15 protein-coding genes, 1 pseudogene and 1 riboswitch are annotated in these 17,132 nt (G+C 67.6%); of the genes and pseudogenes, 11 read left to right on the top strand and 5 right to left on the bottom strand.

Annotation, left to right across the window (positions count from 1 at the left end; all coding sequences use genetic code 11):
- Positions 1 to 73: 73 nt before the first annotated feature.
- The 3 genes and pseudogenes from QFZ52_RS02280 to QFZ52_RS02270 all read left to right on the top strand — a co-directional run bounded on the left by QFZ52_RS02280 (position 74) and on the right by QFZ52_RS02270 (position 4,571).
- Entirely contained in the window at positions 74 to 1,636 is a 1,563-nt protein-coding gene (locus QFZ52_RS02280; RefSeq protein ID WP_307496008.1) for an MFS transporter, read from the top strand.
- Between the two features lie 281 nt (positions 1,637 to 1,917).
- Positions 1,918 to 2,932: pseudogene (locus tag QFZ52_RS02275) on the top strand (agmatine deiminase family protein).
- A 121-nt stretch (positions 2,933 to 3,053) separates the two neighbouring features.
- A complete protein-coding gene (locus QFZ52_RS02270; RefSeq protein ID WP_307496007.1) occupies positions 3,054 to 4,571 on the top strand; it encodes an APC family permease in 1,518 nt (505 codons plus the stop codon).
- Positions 4,572 to 4,789: 218 nt separating this feature from the next.
- Here the strand turns inward: QFZ52_RS02270 and QFZ52_RS02265 are convergent, their stop codons facing one another.
- Positions 4,790 to 5,239, bottom strand: coding sequence for a Dps family protein (locus QFZ52_RS02265; protein WP_307496006.1), 450 nt, complete (start codon positions 5,237 to 5,239; stop codon positions 4,790 to 4,792).
- A gap of 68 nt (positions 5,240 to 5,307) precedes the next feature.
- Positions 5,308 to 6,135: a polysaccharide deacetylase family protein gene (locus QFZ52_RS02260; protein WP_307496005.1), complete on the bottom strand. Its 828-nt coding sequence runs from the start codon at positions 6,133 to 6,135 to the stop codon at positions 5,308 to 5,310.
- A gap of 149 nt (positions 6,136 to 6,284) precedes the next feature.
- Positions 6,285 to 6,382, top strand: a riboswitch (glycine riboswitch).
- A 364-nt stretch (positions 6,383 to 6,746) separates the two neighbouring features.
- Between QFZ52_RS02260 and gcvH the strand changes: the two genes are divergently transcribed.
- The 6 genes from gcvH (at position 6,747) to QFZ52_RS02230 (ending at position 12,268) form a co-directional block, all read left to right on the top strand.
- On the top strand, positions 6,747 to 7,130 hold the full coding sequence (gene gcvH, locus QFZ52_RS02255; protein ID WP_278268287.1) for a glycine cleavage system protein GcvH: 384 nt from the start codon (positions 6,747 to 6,749) through the stop codon (positions 7,128 to 7,130).
- Positions 7,127 to 8,443 (top strand): serine hydroxymethyltransferase, encoded by a 1,317-nt coding sequence (gene glyA / locus QFZ52_RS02250; RefSeq protein ID WP_307496004.1) that lies wholly within the window; start codon positions 7,127 to 7,129, stop codon positions 8,441 to 8,443. Before gcvH ends, glyA begins: the two co-directional genes overlap by 4 nt.
- Before the next feature lie 160 nt (positions 8,444 to 8,603).
- Positions 8,604 to 9,623 carry a lipoyl synthase gene (gene lipA / locus QFZ52_RS02245; RefSeq protein ID WP_307496003.1) on the top strand — a complete coding sequence of 340 codons (1,020 nt, stop codon included), beginning with the start codon at positions 8,604 to 8,606 and terminating at the stop codon, positions 9,621 to 9,623.
- 14 nt (positions 9,624 to 9,637) lie between these two features.
- Positions 9,638 to 10,453, top strand: a complete 816-nt coding sequence (locus QFZ52_RS02240; protein WP_307496002.1) for a methylenetetrahydrofolate reductase — start codon at positions 9,638 to 9,640, stop codon at positions 10,451 to 10,453.
- A gap of 138 nt (positions 10,454 to 10,591) precedes the next feature.
- Positions 10,592 to 11,626: a DUF4073 domain-containing protein gene (locus QFZ52_RS02235; protein WP_307496001.1), complete on the top strand. Its 1,035-nt coding sequence runs from the start codon at positions 10,592 to 10,594 to the stop codon at positions 11,624 to 11,626.
- 126 nt (positions 11,627 to 11,752) lie between these two features.
- Positions 11,753 to 12,268, top strand: coding sequence for a DUF4395 domain-containing protein (locus tag QFZ52_RS02230; protein WP_307496000.1), 516 nt, complete (start codon positions 11,753 to 11,755; stop codon positions 12,266 to 12,268).
- A gap of 103 nt (positions 12,269 to 12,371) precedes the next feature.
- Here QFZ52_RS02230 and QFZ52_RS02225 read toward each other — a convergent pair whose 3' ends face one another.
- Positions 12,372 to 13,142: a MerR family transcriptional regulator gene (locus QFZ52_RS02225; protein ID WP_307495999.1), complete on the bottom strand. Its 771-nt coding sequence runs from the start codon at positions 13,140 to 13,142 to the stop codon at positions 12,372 to 12,374.
- A gap of 177 nt (positions 13,143 to 13,319) precedes the next feature.
- Here QFZ52_RS02225 and QFZ52_RS02220 point away from each other — a divergent pair, with 177 nt between their 5' ends.
- Positions 13,320 to 13,967, top strand: coding sequence for a DUF1345 domain-containing protein (locus QFZ52_RS02220; RefSeq protein ID WP_307495998.1), 648 nt, complete (start codon positions 13,320 to 13,322; stop codon positions 13,965 to 13,967).
- Between the two features lie 64 nt (positions 13,968 to 14,031).
- Here QFZ52_RS02220 and QFZ52_RS02215 read toward each other — a convergent pair whose 3' ends face one another.
- Both QFZ52_RS02215 and QFZ52_RS02210 read right to left on the bottom strand, forming a co-directional pair.
- Positions 14,032 to 14,958 carry an NAD(P)-dependent oxidoreductase gene (locus tag QFZ52_RS02215; RefSeq protein WP_307495997.1) on the bottom strand — a complete coding sequence of 309 codons (927 nt, stop codon included), beginning with the start codon at positions 14,956 to 14,958 and terminating at the stop codon, positions 14,032 to 14,034.
- A 69-nt stretch (positions 14,959 to 15,027) separates the two neighbouring features.
- Positions 15,028 to 16,044 carry a LacI family DNA-binding transcriptional regulator gene (locus tag QFZ52_RS02210; RefSeq protein ID WP_307495996.1) on the bottom strand — a complete coding sequence of 339 codons (1,017 nt, stop codon included), beginning with the start codon at positions 16,042 to 16,044 and terminating at the stop codon, positions 15,028 to 15,030.
- A 267-nt stretch (positions 16,045 to 16,311) separates the two neighbouring features.
- Here QFZ52_RS02210 and QFZ52_RS02205 point away from each other — a divergent pair, with 267 nt between their 5' ends.
- Positions 16,312 to 17,121 carry a Gfo/Idh/MocA family oxidoreductase gene (locus QFZ52_RS02205; protein ID WP_307495995.1) on the top strand — a complete coding sequence of 270 codons (810 nt, stop codon included), beginning with the start codon at positions 16,312 to 16,314 and terminating at the stop codon, positions 17,119 to 17,121.
- Positions 17,122 to 17,132 lie beyond the last annotated feature (11 nt).

The raw sequence follows: 17,132 nt of genomic DNA, 5'->3' as shown, positions 1-17,132 counted from the left end.
CATGGTTCGGTGGTGGCGCGGGAGGATGACGCCCGGATTGAAACTATACAGTCCAGACGGTACAGTTATGATCATGACGACCAAGACCTTGACTCCGAACACGAGCAACGGGACGGCGCCATGGCAGAAGTGGGCGGCCCTGGCACTGCTCATGGTGCCCGTGCTGCTCGTGGCAGTGGACAACACCGCCCTCACTTTCGCACTCCCCGCCATCGCCAGCTCCTTGCAGGCGAGCGGCGTGGAACTGCTCTGGATCATCGACGCGTACCCGCTCGTCCTGGCCGCGCTCCTCGTGGCCATGGGCAATCTGGGCGACCGCATCGGGCGCCGGAAGCTCCTCATGATCGGCAGCGCCGGCTTCGGCCTGGCCTCCATCGCGGCGGCCTTCTCGCCCACCGCCGGCGCCCTGATCGCCGGACGTGCGGCCCTCGGCCTGTTCGGCGCCACCCTCATGCCGAGCACGTTGTCCCTGATCCGGAACATCTTCACGGACAACAACCAGCGCCGGCTGGCGATCGCCATCTGGGCAGCCTTCTTCTCCGGCGGCGCGGCCCTCGGCCCGATCGTCGGCGGCTGGCTCGTGGACCACTTCTGGTGGGGCGCGGTCCTCATGATGCCCGCCTTCCTGCTGGCGCCGCTCCTGGTGCTGGGCACCCGGATGATCCCGGAGTCCAAGGACAACTCGCCGCACCCCATCGACGTCCCGAGCGTCTTCCTGTCGATCCTCTCGATGGGTCCTGTCGCGGTGGCCATCAAGGAGCTCACGGTGCACGGCTTCGAGCCGCTCCCGCTGGCCCTGGCGTTCTTCGGCGTGGGCATGGGCGTGCTGTTCGTCCGCCGCCAGCGCCGGATCCCGGCTCCCATGCTGGACGTCACGCTGTTCACGAACCCGGTGTTCAGCACGTCGATCGCGGCCAACGTCCTGTCCTTCGTCTCCATGACGGGCTTCATCTTCTTCTTCTCCCAGCACTTGCAGCTGGTGGAAGACATGAGCCCGTTCCAGGCCGGCATCACCCTGCTGCCGGCCTCCGTGGCGACGATCATCGCGGGCCTGTCCTCGGTCCCGCTGGTGCGCGCTCTGCGCCCCGGCACCGTGGTCACAGCGGGCCTCGCCTTGAGCACCACCGCCTACGTCCTGGTGGCACTCTTCGGCAACAGCGTCGGCATGCCAGTCTTCCTCCTGGCCGTCTACCTGCTGTCGATCGGCATCGGCGCGGCGGAGACCATCTCCAACGACCTCATCATGGGGTCGGTGCCGCCGGAGAAGGCCGGTTCGGCCTCCGCGATCTCGGAGACCGGCTACGAGTTCGGAGCCCTGCTGGGCACCGCGATCCTCGGGTCGATCCTGACGGCCAGCTACCAGCAGCACCTGCGGCTGCCGGCCGGACTGAGTGAGGCGGACGGCCACGCGGCGAAGGAGACGCTCGCCGGCGCGATCGACGTCGCACACCACGTGGGCGGCGAGCTGGGTCATCAGCTCACGACGACGGCGCAGCACGCCTTCGACTCGGGCGTCACCCTCACGGCCACCATCGGCGCCCTGCTGATGGTCAGCGTGACCGTCGCCGCGGCGCTCGGCCTGAGGAAGGTCCCGCGCGCCACCAAGGAAAGCCGGCAGGAGCGTCCCGGTCACTGACCGGCTCCTGCGCACGACCGGTCAGTCTGGGGAGGCTGACCTGGGCCGGAATCACCTCCGACCCCTGGGGAGAAGCGCCCCGGGCGTCTGCCAGTGAATCCGCTGGTCAGACGCCCGGGACGTGCCGCCCGCCGTCGACGGCTTGCCAAATGTGAAGCGCACCACCCATACTAAATGAACATTGTTCATTTTTGTGGCCCTCCTCACAAGCTAGCCATCACACATTGGAGTCTGACGTGGCTGACGAAACCACTCCCGCCGACAACGCCCAGCGCTGGGTCATGCCTTCTGAGACCGCCGAGCAGGAACGTCTCTGGATGGCCTTCCCGCACGAGGGATACACCCTGGGCGAGACGGCGGAGGACGCCCACGCCGCCCGCACCACCTGGGCCGCCGTCGCCAATGCGGCCGTCCGCTTCGAGCCGGTCACCATGGTCGTCGATCCCGCGGACACCGAGATCGCCGCCCAGTACCCTGGACCCGCGCGTCGAGGTCGTCACCGCCGAGCTCAACGACGCCTGGATGCGCGACATCGGCCCGAGCTTCGTCCTGGACGCCGAGGGCCACCTCGGCGCCGTGGACTGGGTCTTCAACGGCTGGGGCGCCCAGGACTGGGCCGCCTGGGACAAGGACTCGAAGATCGGCGCGTTCGTGGCCGGACAGACCCCCGCGGAACTGATCTCCTCCCCGATCGTCAACGAGGGCGGCGGCATCCACGTGGACGGCGAAGGCACCGTGCTCCTCACCGAGACCGTGCAGCTGGATCAGGGCCGGAACCCCGGCGCCACCAAGGAGCAGATCGAGGCCGAGCTGGCCCGCACCATCGGCGCCACCAAGGCCATCTGGCTGCCCCGCGGCCTCACTCGCGACTCCGAGGAGTTCGGCACCCGCGGCCACGTGGACATCGTCGCCACGCTCTCCTCCCCCGGCACGGTCCTGGTCCACCACCAGGAGAACCCGGAACACCCCGACTATGAGGTCTCCCAGGAGATCATCGCGCTCCTCAAGGACAGCACGGACGCCGCAGGCCGCACGCTCACGGTCATCCCGGTGCCCGCACCCGCCACCCTCACCGATGAGGAGGGCTTCGTGGACTTCAGCTACATCAACCACGTGGTCCTCAACGGCGCCGTCATCGCCTGCTCCTTCAACGACGCCAACGACGCCCGCGCCGTCGAAGCCCTCTCCGCCGCCTACCCGGGACGCGAGATCGTCACCGTCGACGCCCGTGAGCTCTTCGCCCGCGGCGGCGGCATCCACTGCATCACCCAGCAGCAGCCGCGCGCCGCTCGCTGACCCGTCGCGCCAGGCCCCCGCCCGGCCCGGCCAGACCCGCCCTTCCGGGTCGGCGGGCAGGCCCTCTCCGGTCTGCCCACCGCGGCGACGCTGCCGCCTGGCCATGCACAGAAAGCCACCCATGGAACAACATCACCCCCGCAGCGCCCACCAGGATGTGGACGGCAAAGGGCTCAAGTCCGGTCAGCTCGGCCTGCTGGCGATCGTCGTCATCGGCCTCTCGACCATCGCCCCCGCGTACACCCTGACCGGCGCCCTCGGCCCCACGGTCCAGGAGGTGGGCGCGCAGCTTCCCATCATCTTCGTCATCGGCTTCATCCCGATGATCCTGGTGGCCCTGGCGTACCGCGAGCTCAACACCGACTCCCCGGATTCCGGCACCACCTTCACCTGGAGCACCAAGGCCTTCGGACCCTGGATCGGCTTCATGGGCGGCTGGGGCCTGCTCGCCGCGAACATCATCGTGCTGTCCAATCTGGCGGGCGTGGCAGTGGACTTCTTCTACCTCTTCCTGGCGCAGGTCACGGGCGTGGCGGGGCTGGCCGATCTGGCGGGCAACCAGTGGATCAACGTGGCCACGTGCCTCGTCTTCGTGGTGGCGGCCGTGTGGATCAGCTACCGCGGGCTGGAGACCGCCAAGAACGTCCAGTACGTCCTGGTGGGCTTCCAGCTCCTGGTGCTGGGCCTCTTCGCCGTCATGGCGATCGTGAACTGGGAGAACTCCGGCCAGGGCATGGCCTTCTCCTGGGACTGGTTCGACATCACCAAGGTGGACAGCTTCAGCGCGATCACCGCGGGCATCTCCCTCTCGATCTTCGTGTACTGGGGCTGGGACGTCTGCCTGACCCTGAATGAGGAGGCCAAGGACGGCCGGAAGACCGCCGGCAAGGCGGGCACCATCACGGCCCTCTCCGTGCTAGCCATCTACCTGCTGGTCGCCATCGCCTGCATCATGTTCGCCGGCATCGGGGAACAGGGCTTCGGCCTGCGGAACCCGGAGAACTCGGGCAACATCTTCACGGCGCTCGCCTCGCCCATCATGGGCCCGCTCGCCATCCTGATGTCCCTGGCCGTGCTCTCCAGCTCGGCGGCGTCCCTGCAGTCGACCTTCATGTCGCCGGCCCGCGGCCTGCTCGCCATGGGACACTACGGCGCCCTGCCCAAGTCGATGGCCAAGGTCGACCCGGTGCACTTCACCCCGGCCAACGCCACCGTCGCGGCGGGCGTGATCTCGTGGGGCTTCTACGCGGTGATGCACATCGTGAGCCAGAACGTCCTCAATGACACCATCCTGGCCCTCGGCCTGATGATCTGCTTCTACTACGGCCTCACGGCGTTCGCTTGCGTCTGGTACTTCCGGAAGACCCTGCTGGCCAGCCCGCGGAACTTCCTCCTGCGCGGCCTGGCGCCGGTGGTGGGCGGCATCATGCTGTTCGTCGTCATGATCCAGACCGCGGTCGACTCGTGGGACCCGGCCTTCGGTTCCGGCACGGCCGTGTTCGGCGTCGGCCTGGTGTTCGTGGTGGGCGTGGGGATCCTGCTCCTCGGCGTCGTGGTGATGTTCGTGATGGCTCGCAAGCGGCCCGAGTTCTTCCGCGGGGAGACCCTGAAGATGGACACCCCGGCCCTGGTGGACTGAGCCGCCTGGGACCGGAGCCCGGGTTCGGCTGCTGATCCGTTCTGCTTGCTATCCCCGCGCGGAGTTGAATGCTCACGCCGCTGGCGGGGCGCGGGGCCCCTTTACGCAAGCTGCCACGGATCAGTAGCCGAACCCGCGCGGTAATGTGGAGCTCAGACACGATGACGGCGCCGCACCCCGGGAGGGTGCGGCGCCGTCGTCGTTCCGTCAGCCTGCTGTCAGGGCTTCATGTTCTCCGCGCCGATGAGCCAGGCCTGCTGCTCGAGTCCCTCGAGCACGGTGTGCAGGAGGTCCGCCGAGGTGGGGTCCTCCTCGTCCACCTGGTCGTGGACCTTGCGGGTGGTGCCCACGGTGGCGTTGATGGCCGCGACGATGCGGTCGATGGCGTCGTGCGTGGAGATCAGGCCCTCGGGGAAGGCCGCGAGGTTGGTCTCCTTCTCGACGGTGACGCTGCGGCCGTCCGGAACGGCCTCCAGGGCGCGCATGCGCTCGGCGACGTCGTCACTGAGGTTGCGGGCCAGGTCGATCAGGACGTCCAGCTGGAGGTGCAGATCGCGGAAGTTCGGTCCCACGATGTTCCAGTGGGCCTGCTTGCCCTGCAGGTGCAATTCGATCAGGTCGGTCAGCACGGCCTGGAGATTGGCCGCGAGCGTGGGTGATGCCTTCATGCTTCCTCCTGTGGTGTGAATTGTTCCGTACTTATGACGCTATCCCACTTCGGCGGTGGCGGGAGAACTCAGATTCCGAGGAACTCCTCCAGGCGGACCACGGTCAGTCCGGAGGCCTTCTGTGCCTGGTGAAACGCCGCGAGGTCCCGTTTGAATTCCGGCCGGAAGTGCATGAGGCAGATGTCACCCGGGCGCAGGCCGTTGCCCACCTGGTAGTCCATCCGCCCGGCGTTGGCCTTGCACTCCCAGTCGATGACGGCTTTCAGACCCGCGGCGGCCACGGCGGTGCGCATGGCGTTCGAGTACGCCCCTCCGGGCGGCCGGAACAGCGAGGGCGTGGTCCCGTAGTGACGTTTGATGTAGTCCTGCATGCCGGCGACCTCGCCGAGCTGGTACTCGTAGCTCGCCTGGACCATGGAGGTATTGTGACTGATGGTGTGGTTCTGGATGCGATCGCCGCGGGCCTGGAACTTCTTGAAGAAGTCCGGGTTGCCCGCGATCGCGCTCTTCGTCAGGAACAGCGTGGCCGGGTACCCGTACTCGTCCAGCAGATCGAGGGACTCCTGGGTCCTGACCACGCCGTCGTCGATCGTCAGGAACACCACCGGCTGCTTCGTCGTCACCCGGGTGATGACCGGCGCCAGGCCGTTCTGGACGGGCGGAAGCCTGAAGTCACCCACGAAGGTCTTGCGGGGTGTGGGGGTGGCGCTCGGCGTCTGGGTCGGCGTCGGAGTGGCCGACGACGTCGCGCCTCCGCTCGCGGACGGGCCCTGACCGCCGCCTGTTTTCGCGCCGGGAGCGGCGGTCGGCGAGTCGGCGCAGGCCCCTAGCAACGGGGCCGTGGCGGCTCCCAAGGCCAGCAGAGCCGCGCGGCGGCTGATGAATGATTCCGGCATGACTGGTGGAGCCCCCCTATGATGATGTCGAGCCGATCATAGAGCCCGAAGGTGTCGAAAACCTGCGTCGAATCCCCGGAGTTTTGCGCATGACCAGTGATTACGGATATCGTGTGAGCCGCATCACCGGCAGGTGATGCGGACGCTGTTGATCCGCGGCGGGAGAGACCTCCCGGCACCCCGGGCAGGCGCCGTAGGAGCAAACCCTCCCCGGGAATCTCTCAGGCACCCGTACCGCCGCGGCGAGGCAACTCTGGAAAGCAGCCCGGTCCGCCGGGCTCACCGACGGTGCAAGCGGGCCCCTTCAGCCCGCGGAATCTCTCAGGTCCCACACAGAGCGGGGAGGAACGCCTGTCATCGTGGCGCCTTCCGGGCGCCTGAGCCGAAGGGTTCCTCATGTCCGCCGGACCGACCGTCCTCACACCCTTGCAGCGGAATGCCGCACGCGCTCGCGCCGCGTCCACGCCGCAGCGGGTTCCGGCATCAGGACTCCTCTTCTCGACGATGCAGTCAGCACGGCCCTCACCTCCCTCGCCTCGGATGTCCGGGACCTTGGAAGGAACGGGCCGTGACGCCCAGCGCAGGAGCAACAGCGGAAAGAGGAAATGAAGATGAGCACAGTGGACGCCGGTCTGAGGTATTCGGCCGAGCACGAGTGGGTCGCGCAGGACGGGGACGGCGCCGTGCGCGTCGGCATCTCCGCCGTGGCGGCGGATGCCCTGGGAGACATCGTCTATGTGGACCTGCCCGAGGTCGGCGCCGTCATCACCGCCGGGGAGACCTGCGGCGAGGTGGAGTCCACCAAGTCCGTGTCCGATCTGTACGCCCCGGTCTCGGGCGAGATCACCGCGGTCAACGCCGCGGCGTCGGACGACCCGGCCCTGATCAACAGCGACCCGTACGGCGAGGGCTGGCTCTTCACCGTGGCCGTCACCGCTGAGGGCCCGCTGCTGTCCGCCGAGGAGTACGCCGCGGCCAACGGAGGCGAACTGTGAGCGCCGCCGTCTCCGAGTACGAGCAGGTCGTCCCGGCTTCGCTGAACGCGTCCCTCGCGGAGCTGGATCCCGAGGTCGCGGCGAAGATCGACGACGAACTGCACCGCCAGCGCGAGGGCCTCGAGATGATCGCGTCGGAGAACCACACCGCGTTCGCCGTCATGCAGGCCCAGGGCTCCGTCCTGACCAACAAGTACGCCGAGGGCTACCCGGGCAAGCGCTACTACGGCGGCTGCGAGCACGTGGACGTCATCGAGCAGCTCGCCATCGACCGGATCAAGGACCTCTTCGGCGCGGAGTTCGCCAACGTCCAGCCGCACTCCGGCGCCCAGGCCAACGCCTCCGTCATGCACGCGCTCATCAAGCCCGGCGACACCATCATGGGCCTGAACCTGGCCCACGGCGGCCACCTCACGCACGGCATGCGGATCAACTTCTCCGGCAAGCTCTACAACGTCGTCCCGTACGGCGTCCGCGAGGACACGCACACCGTGGACATGGCCGAGGTCGAGCGGCTGGCGCAGGAGCACCGGCCCGCCCTGATCGTGGCCGGCTGGTCCGCCTACGCCCGTCAGCTCGACTTCGCCGAGTTCCGCCGGATCGCCGACTCCGTGGGCGCCTACCTCATGGTGGACATGGCGCACTTCGCCGGGCTGGTCGCGGCCGGGCTGCACCCCTCGCCCGTGCCGCATGCCCACGTCACGACCTCCACGACGCACAAGACGCTGGCGGGCCCGCGCGGCGGCATCATCCTGTCCAACAACGCGGACATCGCCAAGAAGATCAACTCGGCCGTGTTCCCCGGGCAGCAGGGCGGCCCGCTGGAGCACGTCATCGCGGGCAAGGCAGTGGCCTTCAAGATCGCGGCGTCCGAGGAGTTCCGTGAGCGTCAGGAGCGCGTCCTGGCAGGTGCGCGGATCCTGGCCGAGCGTCTCACCCGGTCCGACGTGGCCGACAAGGGCATCTCCGTGGTCTCCGGCGGCACCGATGTTCACCTGGTGCTGGTGGATCTGCGCGATTGCGAGCTGAACGGCCAGCAGGCCGAGGACCGCCTGGCCGCCATCGACATCACGGTCAACCGCAACGCCGTCCCGTTCGACCCGCGTCCGCCGATGGTCACCTCGGGCCTGCGGATCGGCACCCCGGCCCTGGCCACCCGCGGCTTCGGCGAGGCAGCCTTCCGTGAGGTCGCGGACATCATCGCGGAGGCCCTGATCGCCGACGACGACGCCGACCTCACCGGCCTGCGGGACCGTGTGCGTGCGCTCGCCGCGGCCCACCCGCTGTACCCGGGCGTGAACGGCCTCAGCTGATCGTCTCCGGTGCTGCGTGGACGGGGGTCCGCGCAGCACCGGCGGCTACGCTGTTCCGAACTTGTTTTCTCGCGCCACCGCATCACTCGTTCCACCGCATCACCTGCCGCACCGCTTCACCCGCTTCACCCGCTTCACCCGACGACGAAGGACCCGTGCTGTGACTCTTGTCCCCGAAGGCCGTAAACTCCTGCGGATCGAACAACGCAATGCCGCGACCCCCGTGGAACGCAAACCCGACTGGATCAAAGCCAAAGTCCAGATGGGACCCGAGTTCGTCGGCCTGAAAAACCTCGTCAAAAAAGAAGGCCTGCACACCGTCTGCGAAGAAGCCGGCTGCCCCAACATCTTCGAATGCTGGGAAGACAAAGAAGCAACCTTCCTCATCGGCGGCTCCGAATGCACCCGCCGCTGCGACTTCTGCCAGATCGACACCGGCAAACCCTCCCCCCTGGACCGGCTCGAACCCACCAAAGTCGCCCGCTCCGTGCAGTCCATGAACCTGCGCTACGCCACCGTCACCGGCGTCGCCCGCGACGACCTCGAAGACGAAGGCGTCTGGCTCTACGCCGAAACCGTGCGCAAAATCCACGAACTCAACCCCGGCACCGGAGTGGAACTGCTCATCCCCGACTTCTCCGGCAAACCCGAACACATCCAAGCCATCTGCGACTCCGCCCCGGAAGTGTTCGCCCACAACGTCGAAACCGTCCCCCGCATCTTCAAACGCATCCGCCCCGCCTTCCGCTACGAACGCTCCCTGGATGTCATCACCCAAGGCCGCACCCACGGCATGGTCACCAAATCCAACCTCATCCTCGGCATGGGCGAAACCCGCCAGGAGATCTCCGAGGCCCTGCGCGATCTGCACGAGGCCGGCTGTGACCTGATCACCATCACCCAATACCTCCGACCCTCCGAACGCCACCTGCCCGTGGACCGCTGGGTCAAACCCCAGGAATTCGTCGACCTCGCCGACGAAGCCGAAGACATCGGCTTCCTCGGCGTCATGTCCGGACCCCTGGTCCGCTCCTCCTACCGCGCCGGACGCCTCTGGGCCACCGCCATGCGCAAAAAAGGACGCGACATCCCCGAAAACCTCGCCCACATCGCCGAAGGCATCCAAGACTCCGGCACCACCCGCCAAGAAGCCCGCACCCTCCTCACCACCCAGGCCTGACGGGATCGACTGACGTGGAAACCCCGGAAGCCCGCACGCTGTCCATACATCTCGAGGTCATCCCGGCCCCCGGCATCGTGGAGGCGGTGCGGAAGGCCGTGCCGCCGTCGTCGTCCGGCTCGATCAGCGTCACCTGCCTGCCCAAGCACGGCGTGGACGCCACGCTCGCGGTGGCCACCGAGCTCGCACAGGACGGTCACCGGGTGGTGCCGCACCTCGCGGCGAAGGGGCTGAGCAGCCGGGAGCGCCTGCGCCGGGTCCTGGAGGAATGCGCGGACGCGGGCATCACCGAGCTCTTCGCGGTGGGCGGCGACGCCGGCACTCCCGCCGGGCCGTACGCCGACGGCGAGGCGCTGCTGCGGGACGTCGCGGAGCTGGGTGGCGGGCGCTTCACCGTCGGCGTGGCCGGGTATCCCGAAGGGCACCCGGGGATCCCTGACCGCGTGCTGCTGGAATCCCTGCGGCGCAAACAGGAGCATGCGAGCAGGGTCGTGACGCAGATGTGCTTCTCGGTCGAGAGGATCGGCGAGTACGTCACCGGGCTTCGCCGCGAGGGAGTGGACCTTCCCGTCCGGGTGGGTGTGGCCGGGGCGGTCCCCACCGCCCGGCTCGTCACCCTCGCCGCGAAGATCGGGGTGGGGTCGTCCCTTCGTTTCCTCAGCGGCAAGACGTCCCTGGCCCGCAATCTCCTGCCCGGCAGCCGGTACGCGCCCGGGGAGATGATCGACCGGCTCCGGAGGACGCCGGGCATCGACAGCGTGCAGCTCTACACCTTCAACTCCCTCGACGGACTCCCGGCGCCCGGCGTAGGGAGAGCCCCTCACGCCTGAACCGAGGCGCGACTCGCAGAACCGTTCACGCCGCGTTCATCCAGCTGTATAGACAAGTGCAATCAAGAAGCGAATGCCCTTCACTTAGCCTTCCTATCGTGGAAGCGACCACTCCCCCAGTGAAGGATCCACTCCGCCATGAAACCCCTCACCCGCCGCACGGCGATCGCCACCTCCCTGGCCGGACTCGCCGCCGTGGGCACCGCATCGGCAGCTCAGGCCGGCAGCACGTCCGCACCCACCACGTCCGGCTGGGGCCGTGCCCGCAGCGTCTTCTCGGTCATCAGTGACATCCAGGGTGATCTGCACGATTTCGCCATGGCCCTGCAGGACATCGAGACCACCAACCCCCGCACCCGCAGCGCCGGCCTGGTGATCAACGGCGACATCACCCCGCGCGGCTACGACTTCGAATACACCGACGTCCGCAAGGTGCTGGATTCCAATCCGCACCCCCGCAACGCCCACTGGGTGATCGGAAACCACGAGTTCTACGTCCCGAAGTGGCTGAACCCCACCACACTCCGTCAGGAGACCTGGCCGAACGGGTGCACCGAGGAGAAGCTGTACAACAACTTCTACGACTTCACGGGCCGCAAGAAGGTCTACACCGAGGTGGACCTGGGCGGCGTCCCGGCGCTCCTGCTGGGCACCGAGAAGTACATGCACTACCACGACAGCAAGCTCTGGGACGAGGTGTGGCTGAGCGACGAGCAGTTCGCCTGGCTCGAATCGCGCCTGGCCTATTACGCCCGCCGCCGCAAGCCCGTGATGGTGTTCTGCCACCACCCGCTTTCCAACACCGTCTCCGGCACCCGGAACGCGCTCTACAAGGGTGATTACCTGCAGGCCGACCGGCTCCTCAACATTCTGGGCCAGTACAAGAACGTGTTCTTCTTCAGCGGGCACACCCACTGGGACCTGAACCTCTCCGACTGGGCCGTGCGCCGCGTGGTGCCCGGCACCAGCAACCCGGAGGGCTTCATGACCGTCAACACGGGCGCCATCCAGACCCTCTGGGAGGACGACGGCCACGGCAGCGAGCGCGCCCTGGACGGCCTGGAGGCCAGCGGCCTGCAGGTGGAGGTCTCCCACGACTCCGTGCTGCTCCGGGCCCGGGACTACCGACGCCGGCAGTGGATCAAGGAACTGCACGTCCCGCTCTCCTTCTGAGCGGTCTGCGCCTGAGTGGTCTGGGCCTGACCGGCCTGAGTGACGGCTCGCCCTTCGAGATGGCCCGCTCGTCGCATGGAGCAATAATGCTTCCGTGCGCGGGCGGGCCGTCCGTAGTCTGGCAGGGTGACCACTTCCACCAGCTCCGGATTGAAGCGGCTGTTCGCGTTCCCGAACCCGGTGAACGAGTACGCCGCGCGTTCCACCGCGGGCATCATCGTGGTGCTGAGCGTCGTCACCCTGGTCCTCGGCCTGACGGCCGGCTGGGGATGGCTGCTCTGGCTCATCGCCCTGGGCTTCTGGCTCCGGGTGGCCGGCGGCCCACGCTACTCGCCCGCCGGACGCCTCGCGGTGCACGTCATCGCCCCGCGCCTGGGCGCACCGCGTCTGGTGCCCGGCCCTCCGAAGAGGTTCGCCCAGACCATCGGCGCTGTCCTCTCGACCGCCGCGGCCATCCTCTGGACCGTCGGTCTCGCCCCGGTGGCGTGGGTCCTGCTGGGCCTGCTGATCGTGGCGGCGTCCCTCGAATCCTTCGCCGGGTTCTGCCTGGGCTGCTGGATCTTCGGCAAGCTCCAGAACGCCGGTGTCATCCCGGAGAGCGTCTGCGAGGCCTGCAACAACACCACCCTCCGCCGGGCCTGAACCCTTCACGGTCCCCGCTACCCGAACGCCGAACGGGCGCCCTCCTGAGGTTCAGGAGGGCGCCCGTTCGTCCTGTGACAGTGCCCGCGGCGGAAGCCGATGCTCAGGCGTCCCGGTGCTCCACATAGACGCGCAGGGCGTCACGCACGAATTCCGCTCCGCCCTGTCCGCCGTAGTTCGCCGCGAATCTCGGGTCCGACACGTACATCTCGGCCAGGCCGAGCAGATACTCCTTCGGAGCGCCGTCCGGATGTCCAGGCGTCCCGGGGATCCCGGAGAGCCAGGCATCGTGCCGTGCGGCGAGAGCCTGGGCCTCGTCGCTCGCCGGGTCGACGCCGCGGCCCGCCGCGGCGGTCCAGTCGGCGCCCAGCCGCTGCTGGCGTTCCTGCCAGACGCGCCGCCCGTCCTCGCCGAGCCCGCGCCACCAGGCATCCGAATCCGCGTACGCCTTGGCGCCCCAGCGCTGCTCGACCTCTTCCTTGTACTGCGTGTGATCGAATCCATCGAACATGTCCTGTGCCATGAGCCGACCACCTCCTTTCACTTGTCTGATCGTGTGCTCCACCGCCTGGATCTGGCGGGCCAGCCGCTCCTGGTCCTGCCGCAGCAGCTCCAGGTGCCGGCTGAGTGCCTCCGCCTGGTCGGACTGCCGGGACAGCACTTCACCGATCGCCGGCAGACCGAGTCCCAGTCCGCGGAGCAGGAGGATCCTCTGCAAGGTGACCAGGGCGTCGCGGTCGTAATGGCGATAGCCGTTGTGCCCCACTCGGCTCGGCTTCAGCAGCCCCACCTGTTCGTAGTGCCTCAGGGTGCGGCTGGTGGTCCCGGCCATGCGGGCCACTTCTTGGATGCTCCAGTCCTCGTCGTCCTCCATGATCACCAGCGTAGAAGTTGACGCTGCGTCAAGGTCAAGCAGGGGATGTCAGACGCTCGACGGCGGCGCCCCGACGTCGTCCCGCAGAGCGCCGCCGGGGCCTCTAGCATTGCCGTTATGGGCCGGAGCAGCAGAAGATCACGCAGCGCCACGAAGCGACGTCCGCAGAACAGGGCGGTGAGCGTCGGGTTCATCGTGCATCTGGTCGCCCAGTTCGGGCTGTGCGTGCTCGGGTTCTTCCCGGTGGTGGTCGCCGAGAAGGACACCAGCATCCTGGAACTGCTGGCCCTGTGGTGCCTGCTCGGGTCGATCTACGCGGTCATCATCCTGTTCCGCCTCAGCCGGGAGGCCCGCATCATCCCGCCGGCGTCCCAGGCGGTCCCGGCCGCGGCCGAGATCGCTCCCGCGGTCCGGATCCTCACCGTCGTCGGGACGGCGCTGGCCAGCCTGATCGGGCTCACCGCAGCGGCGCAGGTGCTCCTCGCCCCCAACGCGGGGGACGAGGATCTGCGGCTCCTGGCCGACACCGTGGGTGTGTGGAGCATGCTGCTGTCCTGGGCCCTCATGCAGTGGGGATTCGCCCAGATCTACTTCCAGCGGCACTACGGGAAGACCGGGCCGCTCCTGCGGGTACCGGGGACCACGACGCCCCGGATGGTGGATTTCGTCTATTTCGCTTTCACCATGGGAACCACGTTCGCGGCGTCGGACTGTGAAGTGCTGGACTCCCGCGGACGCTGGCTGGTCACGTGGCACTCGGTGCTCAGCTTCTTCTTCAACGGCTTCATCATCGTCCTCGCCCTGAACACGATCACCGGGAAATGATCATGGGAAAGTGAGCGGAGGGCTCACGTCCCCGATGCGTTACTCCACGACCAGCGCCGGCCCCTCAGACGTCCCTCGCCTCAGTCGGGCCACCCTTGAGAGCCGCGGAGCGTGAAGCAAGGGTTTTCTGGATGCCCGTATGGTCGAGGGCTCCGTCGCCGTTCTCCACCATGGCGCTGAACAGCTCGGTGACAGTGGCGCTGAGGGGCAGATCAAGGCCGCGCGCAGTCGCCGCATCGTGGACGAAACCGAGATCCTTGAGCTGATTCCTGGCGTTCCCCCCGCCGTCGAAGTCACCGGTGATCCACCGGGTACCCTTCTGCCGGAGGACTTCGGAATCGGCAAGCCCACCCCGCAGAAGTTCCAGCAACACGCCGAGGTCGAGGCCGCCGGCGCGGGCCAGCAGCATAGCCTCAGAGACTGCGGTCACCGTGGCCGCGACGATCACCTGGTTACAGGCTTTCGCGAGCGCGCCGGCGCCCGAAGGACCCATGTGGCGGACCGTCGAGCCCATGGCCCTGAACACCGGGTCGAGGTCGCGGACGACGGCTTCGTCGCCACCCACCATGATGCTCAGCGTCCCCTGGCGGGCGCCGGCGGTACCGCCACTGACAGGTGCGTCGACCACGCTCACGCCATGCTCCACGAACATCTGTTCCGCGAACGCAGCCACCGCAGTGGGGGAAACCGTGCCATGGACGACGAGGACCGGAGCCTCGACGCCCTTGTCCGCCCACCCCGCCAGGAGCCCGTCAGACCCAGAAAGGAGTGCTTCCACCTGAGCGAGATCCGGCAGAACAGTGAGGGTGATCGCCGCCGCTGCCTCAGCCGGGGAGGACGCGGCCCGCGCGCCCGCGTCGACGAGCGGCTGGGTCTTCGATGCCGTCCGGTTCCACACGACGAGTTCCGGATGGACGGCCAGGAGATTGCGGCTCATCGGGTCACCCATGGGCCCGAGCCCCAGGAGGGCGATCGAGGTGTCTTGTGCCATGACGGCATCCTTTCCTCCGGTCGCCACAGGAGACCGGTTGACGCGAGAGAAGCAGCCGAGGAGGGCTGCCTAGGGGCGGGAGACGCTGGAGCGTTCGACCAGTTCGGCCAGCACGCGGACAGCGGTCGGCTTGTCCGCGCTCTTCCCGCTCGCCTTGGCCAGGGCGAGCTGCACCGAATGCTTGGCCAGGAGGTCGACCGGCTGCCGGATGATGGTGAGCGGCGGGGACATGAGCTCGGTCCAGGGAGAGTCGTCGAAGACGATGACCGACAGTTGGTGCGGGACGGACACACCCGCGTGTGAGAGGCGGCTCAGCACCGTCGTCACCTGAGCCGTGTTGGCCACCACGAGCGCCGTGGGAGGTTCGTCCAGGTTGAGCAACGCCGTGACCGCATCTCCGCCGGCAGCTCCACGGAACGCGGCGTGTCTGATGAGATTCTCATCGACCGCGAGTCCCGCGGCCTCCAGAGCCTCACGGTACCCACCGACGCGGTCGCGACCAGTGGTGGAGTGGGCAGGTCCGGAAATGATCCCGATGCGCTGATGCCCGTGTGCCACCATCAGAGCCGTGGCTGAGCGAGCCGACTCGACGTTGTCGATACTGACGACGTCGACGTCGGGCAGCGCGGGAATGGAACGATCGACGAACACCACGTCGGTCCCCAGTTCCCGCAGCCTCTTCCAGATCTCCAGGTTGTTGCCCGTCGGGGTGGCGATGATGCCGCTGACCCTGCGCTCGATCAGGGTTTCCAAGCGCTCGGACTCGAGCCGGTCATCCTCCTGAGTGGTCATCAGCAGCACCTGGATCCCGCGGGCATGCGCCTCCTGCACCACCTGATCCGCCAGCCGGGCGAAAAAGGGATTGGAGACATCCGCCAGAAGCAGACCCAGGGTCGTGGGCGCGCCATGCTTGAGCTCCCGCGCGGCCGTGCGGGGGTGGTAGCCCATCGACTGCATGACGTTCCGCACCCGTTCCCGGGTGGCATCGGCAACCGGTCCTGAGCCGGGGTTCAGGACGCGGGAAACGACGGCGACGGAGACTCCGGCCGCATGAGCGACATCGCGGATCGTAGGCGACTTCTGCACTGGGCTCCTGACTTCTGCGCTCGGATTTCCGGAACCTGTTCGTCAAGGCTCGTGGAACTTTTTCAGACTAGGGTATTGACCTCGCCGGGGACGGCATGTCATAAAAGTGTAACCGGTTCCACTCTGTTTACTCAATCCGCCCTCACCCCGGGCGGCGTCCCAGATCACGCAGAGCCCGGGCCGACCAGCCCCTGTGGAACCCACCCATCCGACACTGACCACAGTGCAACCACGCGCATCCCGAGGCGCGTATCCCGAAAGGTAGTCATGAATCTGCACAAACTGCTGACCGACCGCGAGGCCGATGGCGCTCCGATCCGCGTCGGCCTGATCGGAGCGGGCCGTTTCGGCACCATGTATCTTGCGCAGGCTCGCAATATCCCCGGCATCCACGTGGTCGCCATCGCCGACATCAATGCCGAACGCGCCAAGGGCGCTCTCAAACTGGTGGACTGGCCGGAAGAGGCGTTCGTCGAAGACATTCCGACCGCACTCGCCAGCCGTGCCACAACAGTCTTGACCGACGCATCCGCTCTCTTCGACGCGGATCTGGACGTCATCGTCGAAGCGACGGGCAATCCGATCGTGGGGATCCAGCATGCGCTGCGGGCCATCGAAACCGGCAAGCACATCATCATGGTGACCGTCGAGGCTGATGCCCTGGCAGGGCCGGCACTGGCCCGGCGCGCCCGCGAAGCCGGCGTCGTCTATTCTCTGGCGTACGGAGACCAGCCGGCACTCATCTGGGAACTGGTCGACTGGGCCCGGACGTCCGGCTTCGACGTCGTATGCGCGGGGAAGGGCGCCAAATACCTCTCCCACTACCACCAGATGAATCCGGACAACGTCTGGGAGAACTGGGAATTCTCGAAGGAACTGACCGACTCCGGCCAGCTCAACCCTTACATGCACACTTCGTTCCGTGACGGCACGAAAGCCGCCATAGAGATGGCAGCGGTGGCGAACGCGGCCGGCCTCACGCCGTCAGATGACGGACTCACCTTCACGCCTGGGGACGTCGAGGAAATCGCCACCATCTGCCGGCCGGCGAGCAGCGGCGGTGTGCCTGGCGCTTGAAGGAAGCGTCG

It is taken from the genome of Arthrobacter woluwensis (genome assembly GCF_030816155.1).
GTDB lineage: Bacteria > Actinomycetota > Actinomycetes > Actinomycetales > Micrococcaceae > Arthrobacter_E > Arthrobacter_E woluwensis_A.
This window is presented reverse-complemented; position numbering and strand designations above follow the sequence as displayed.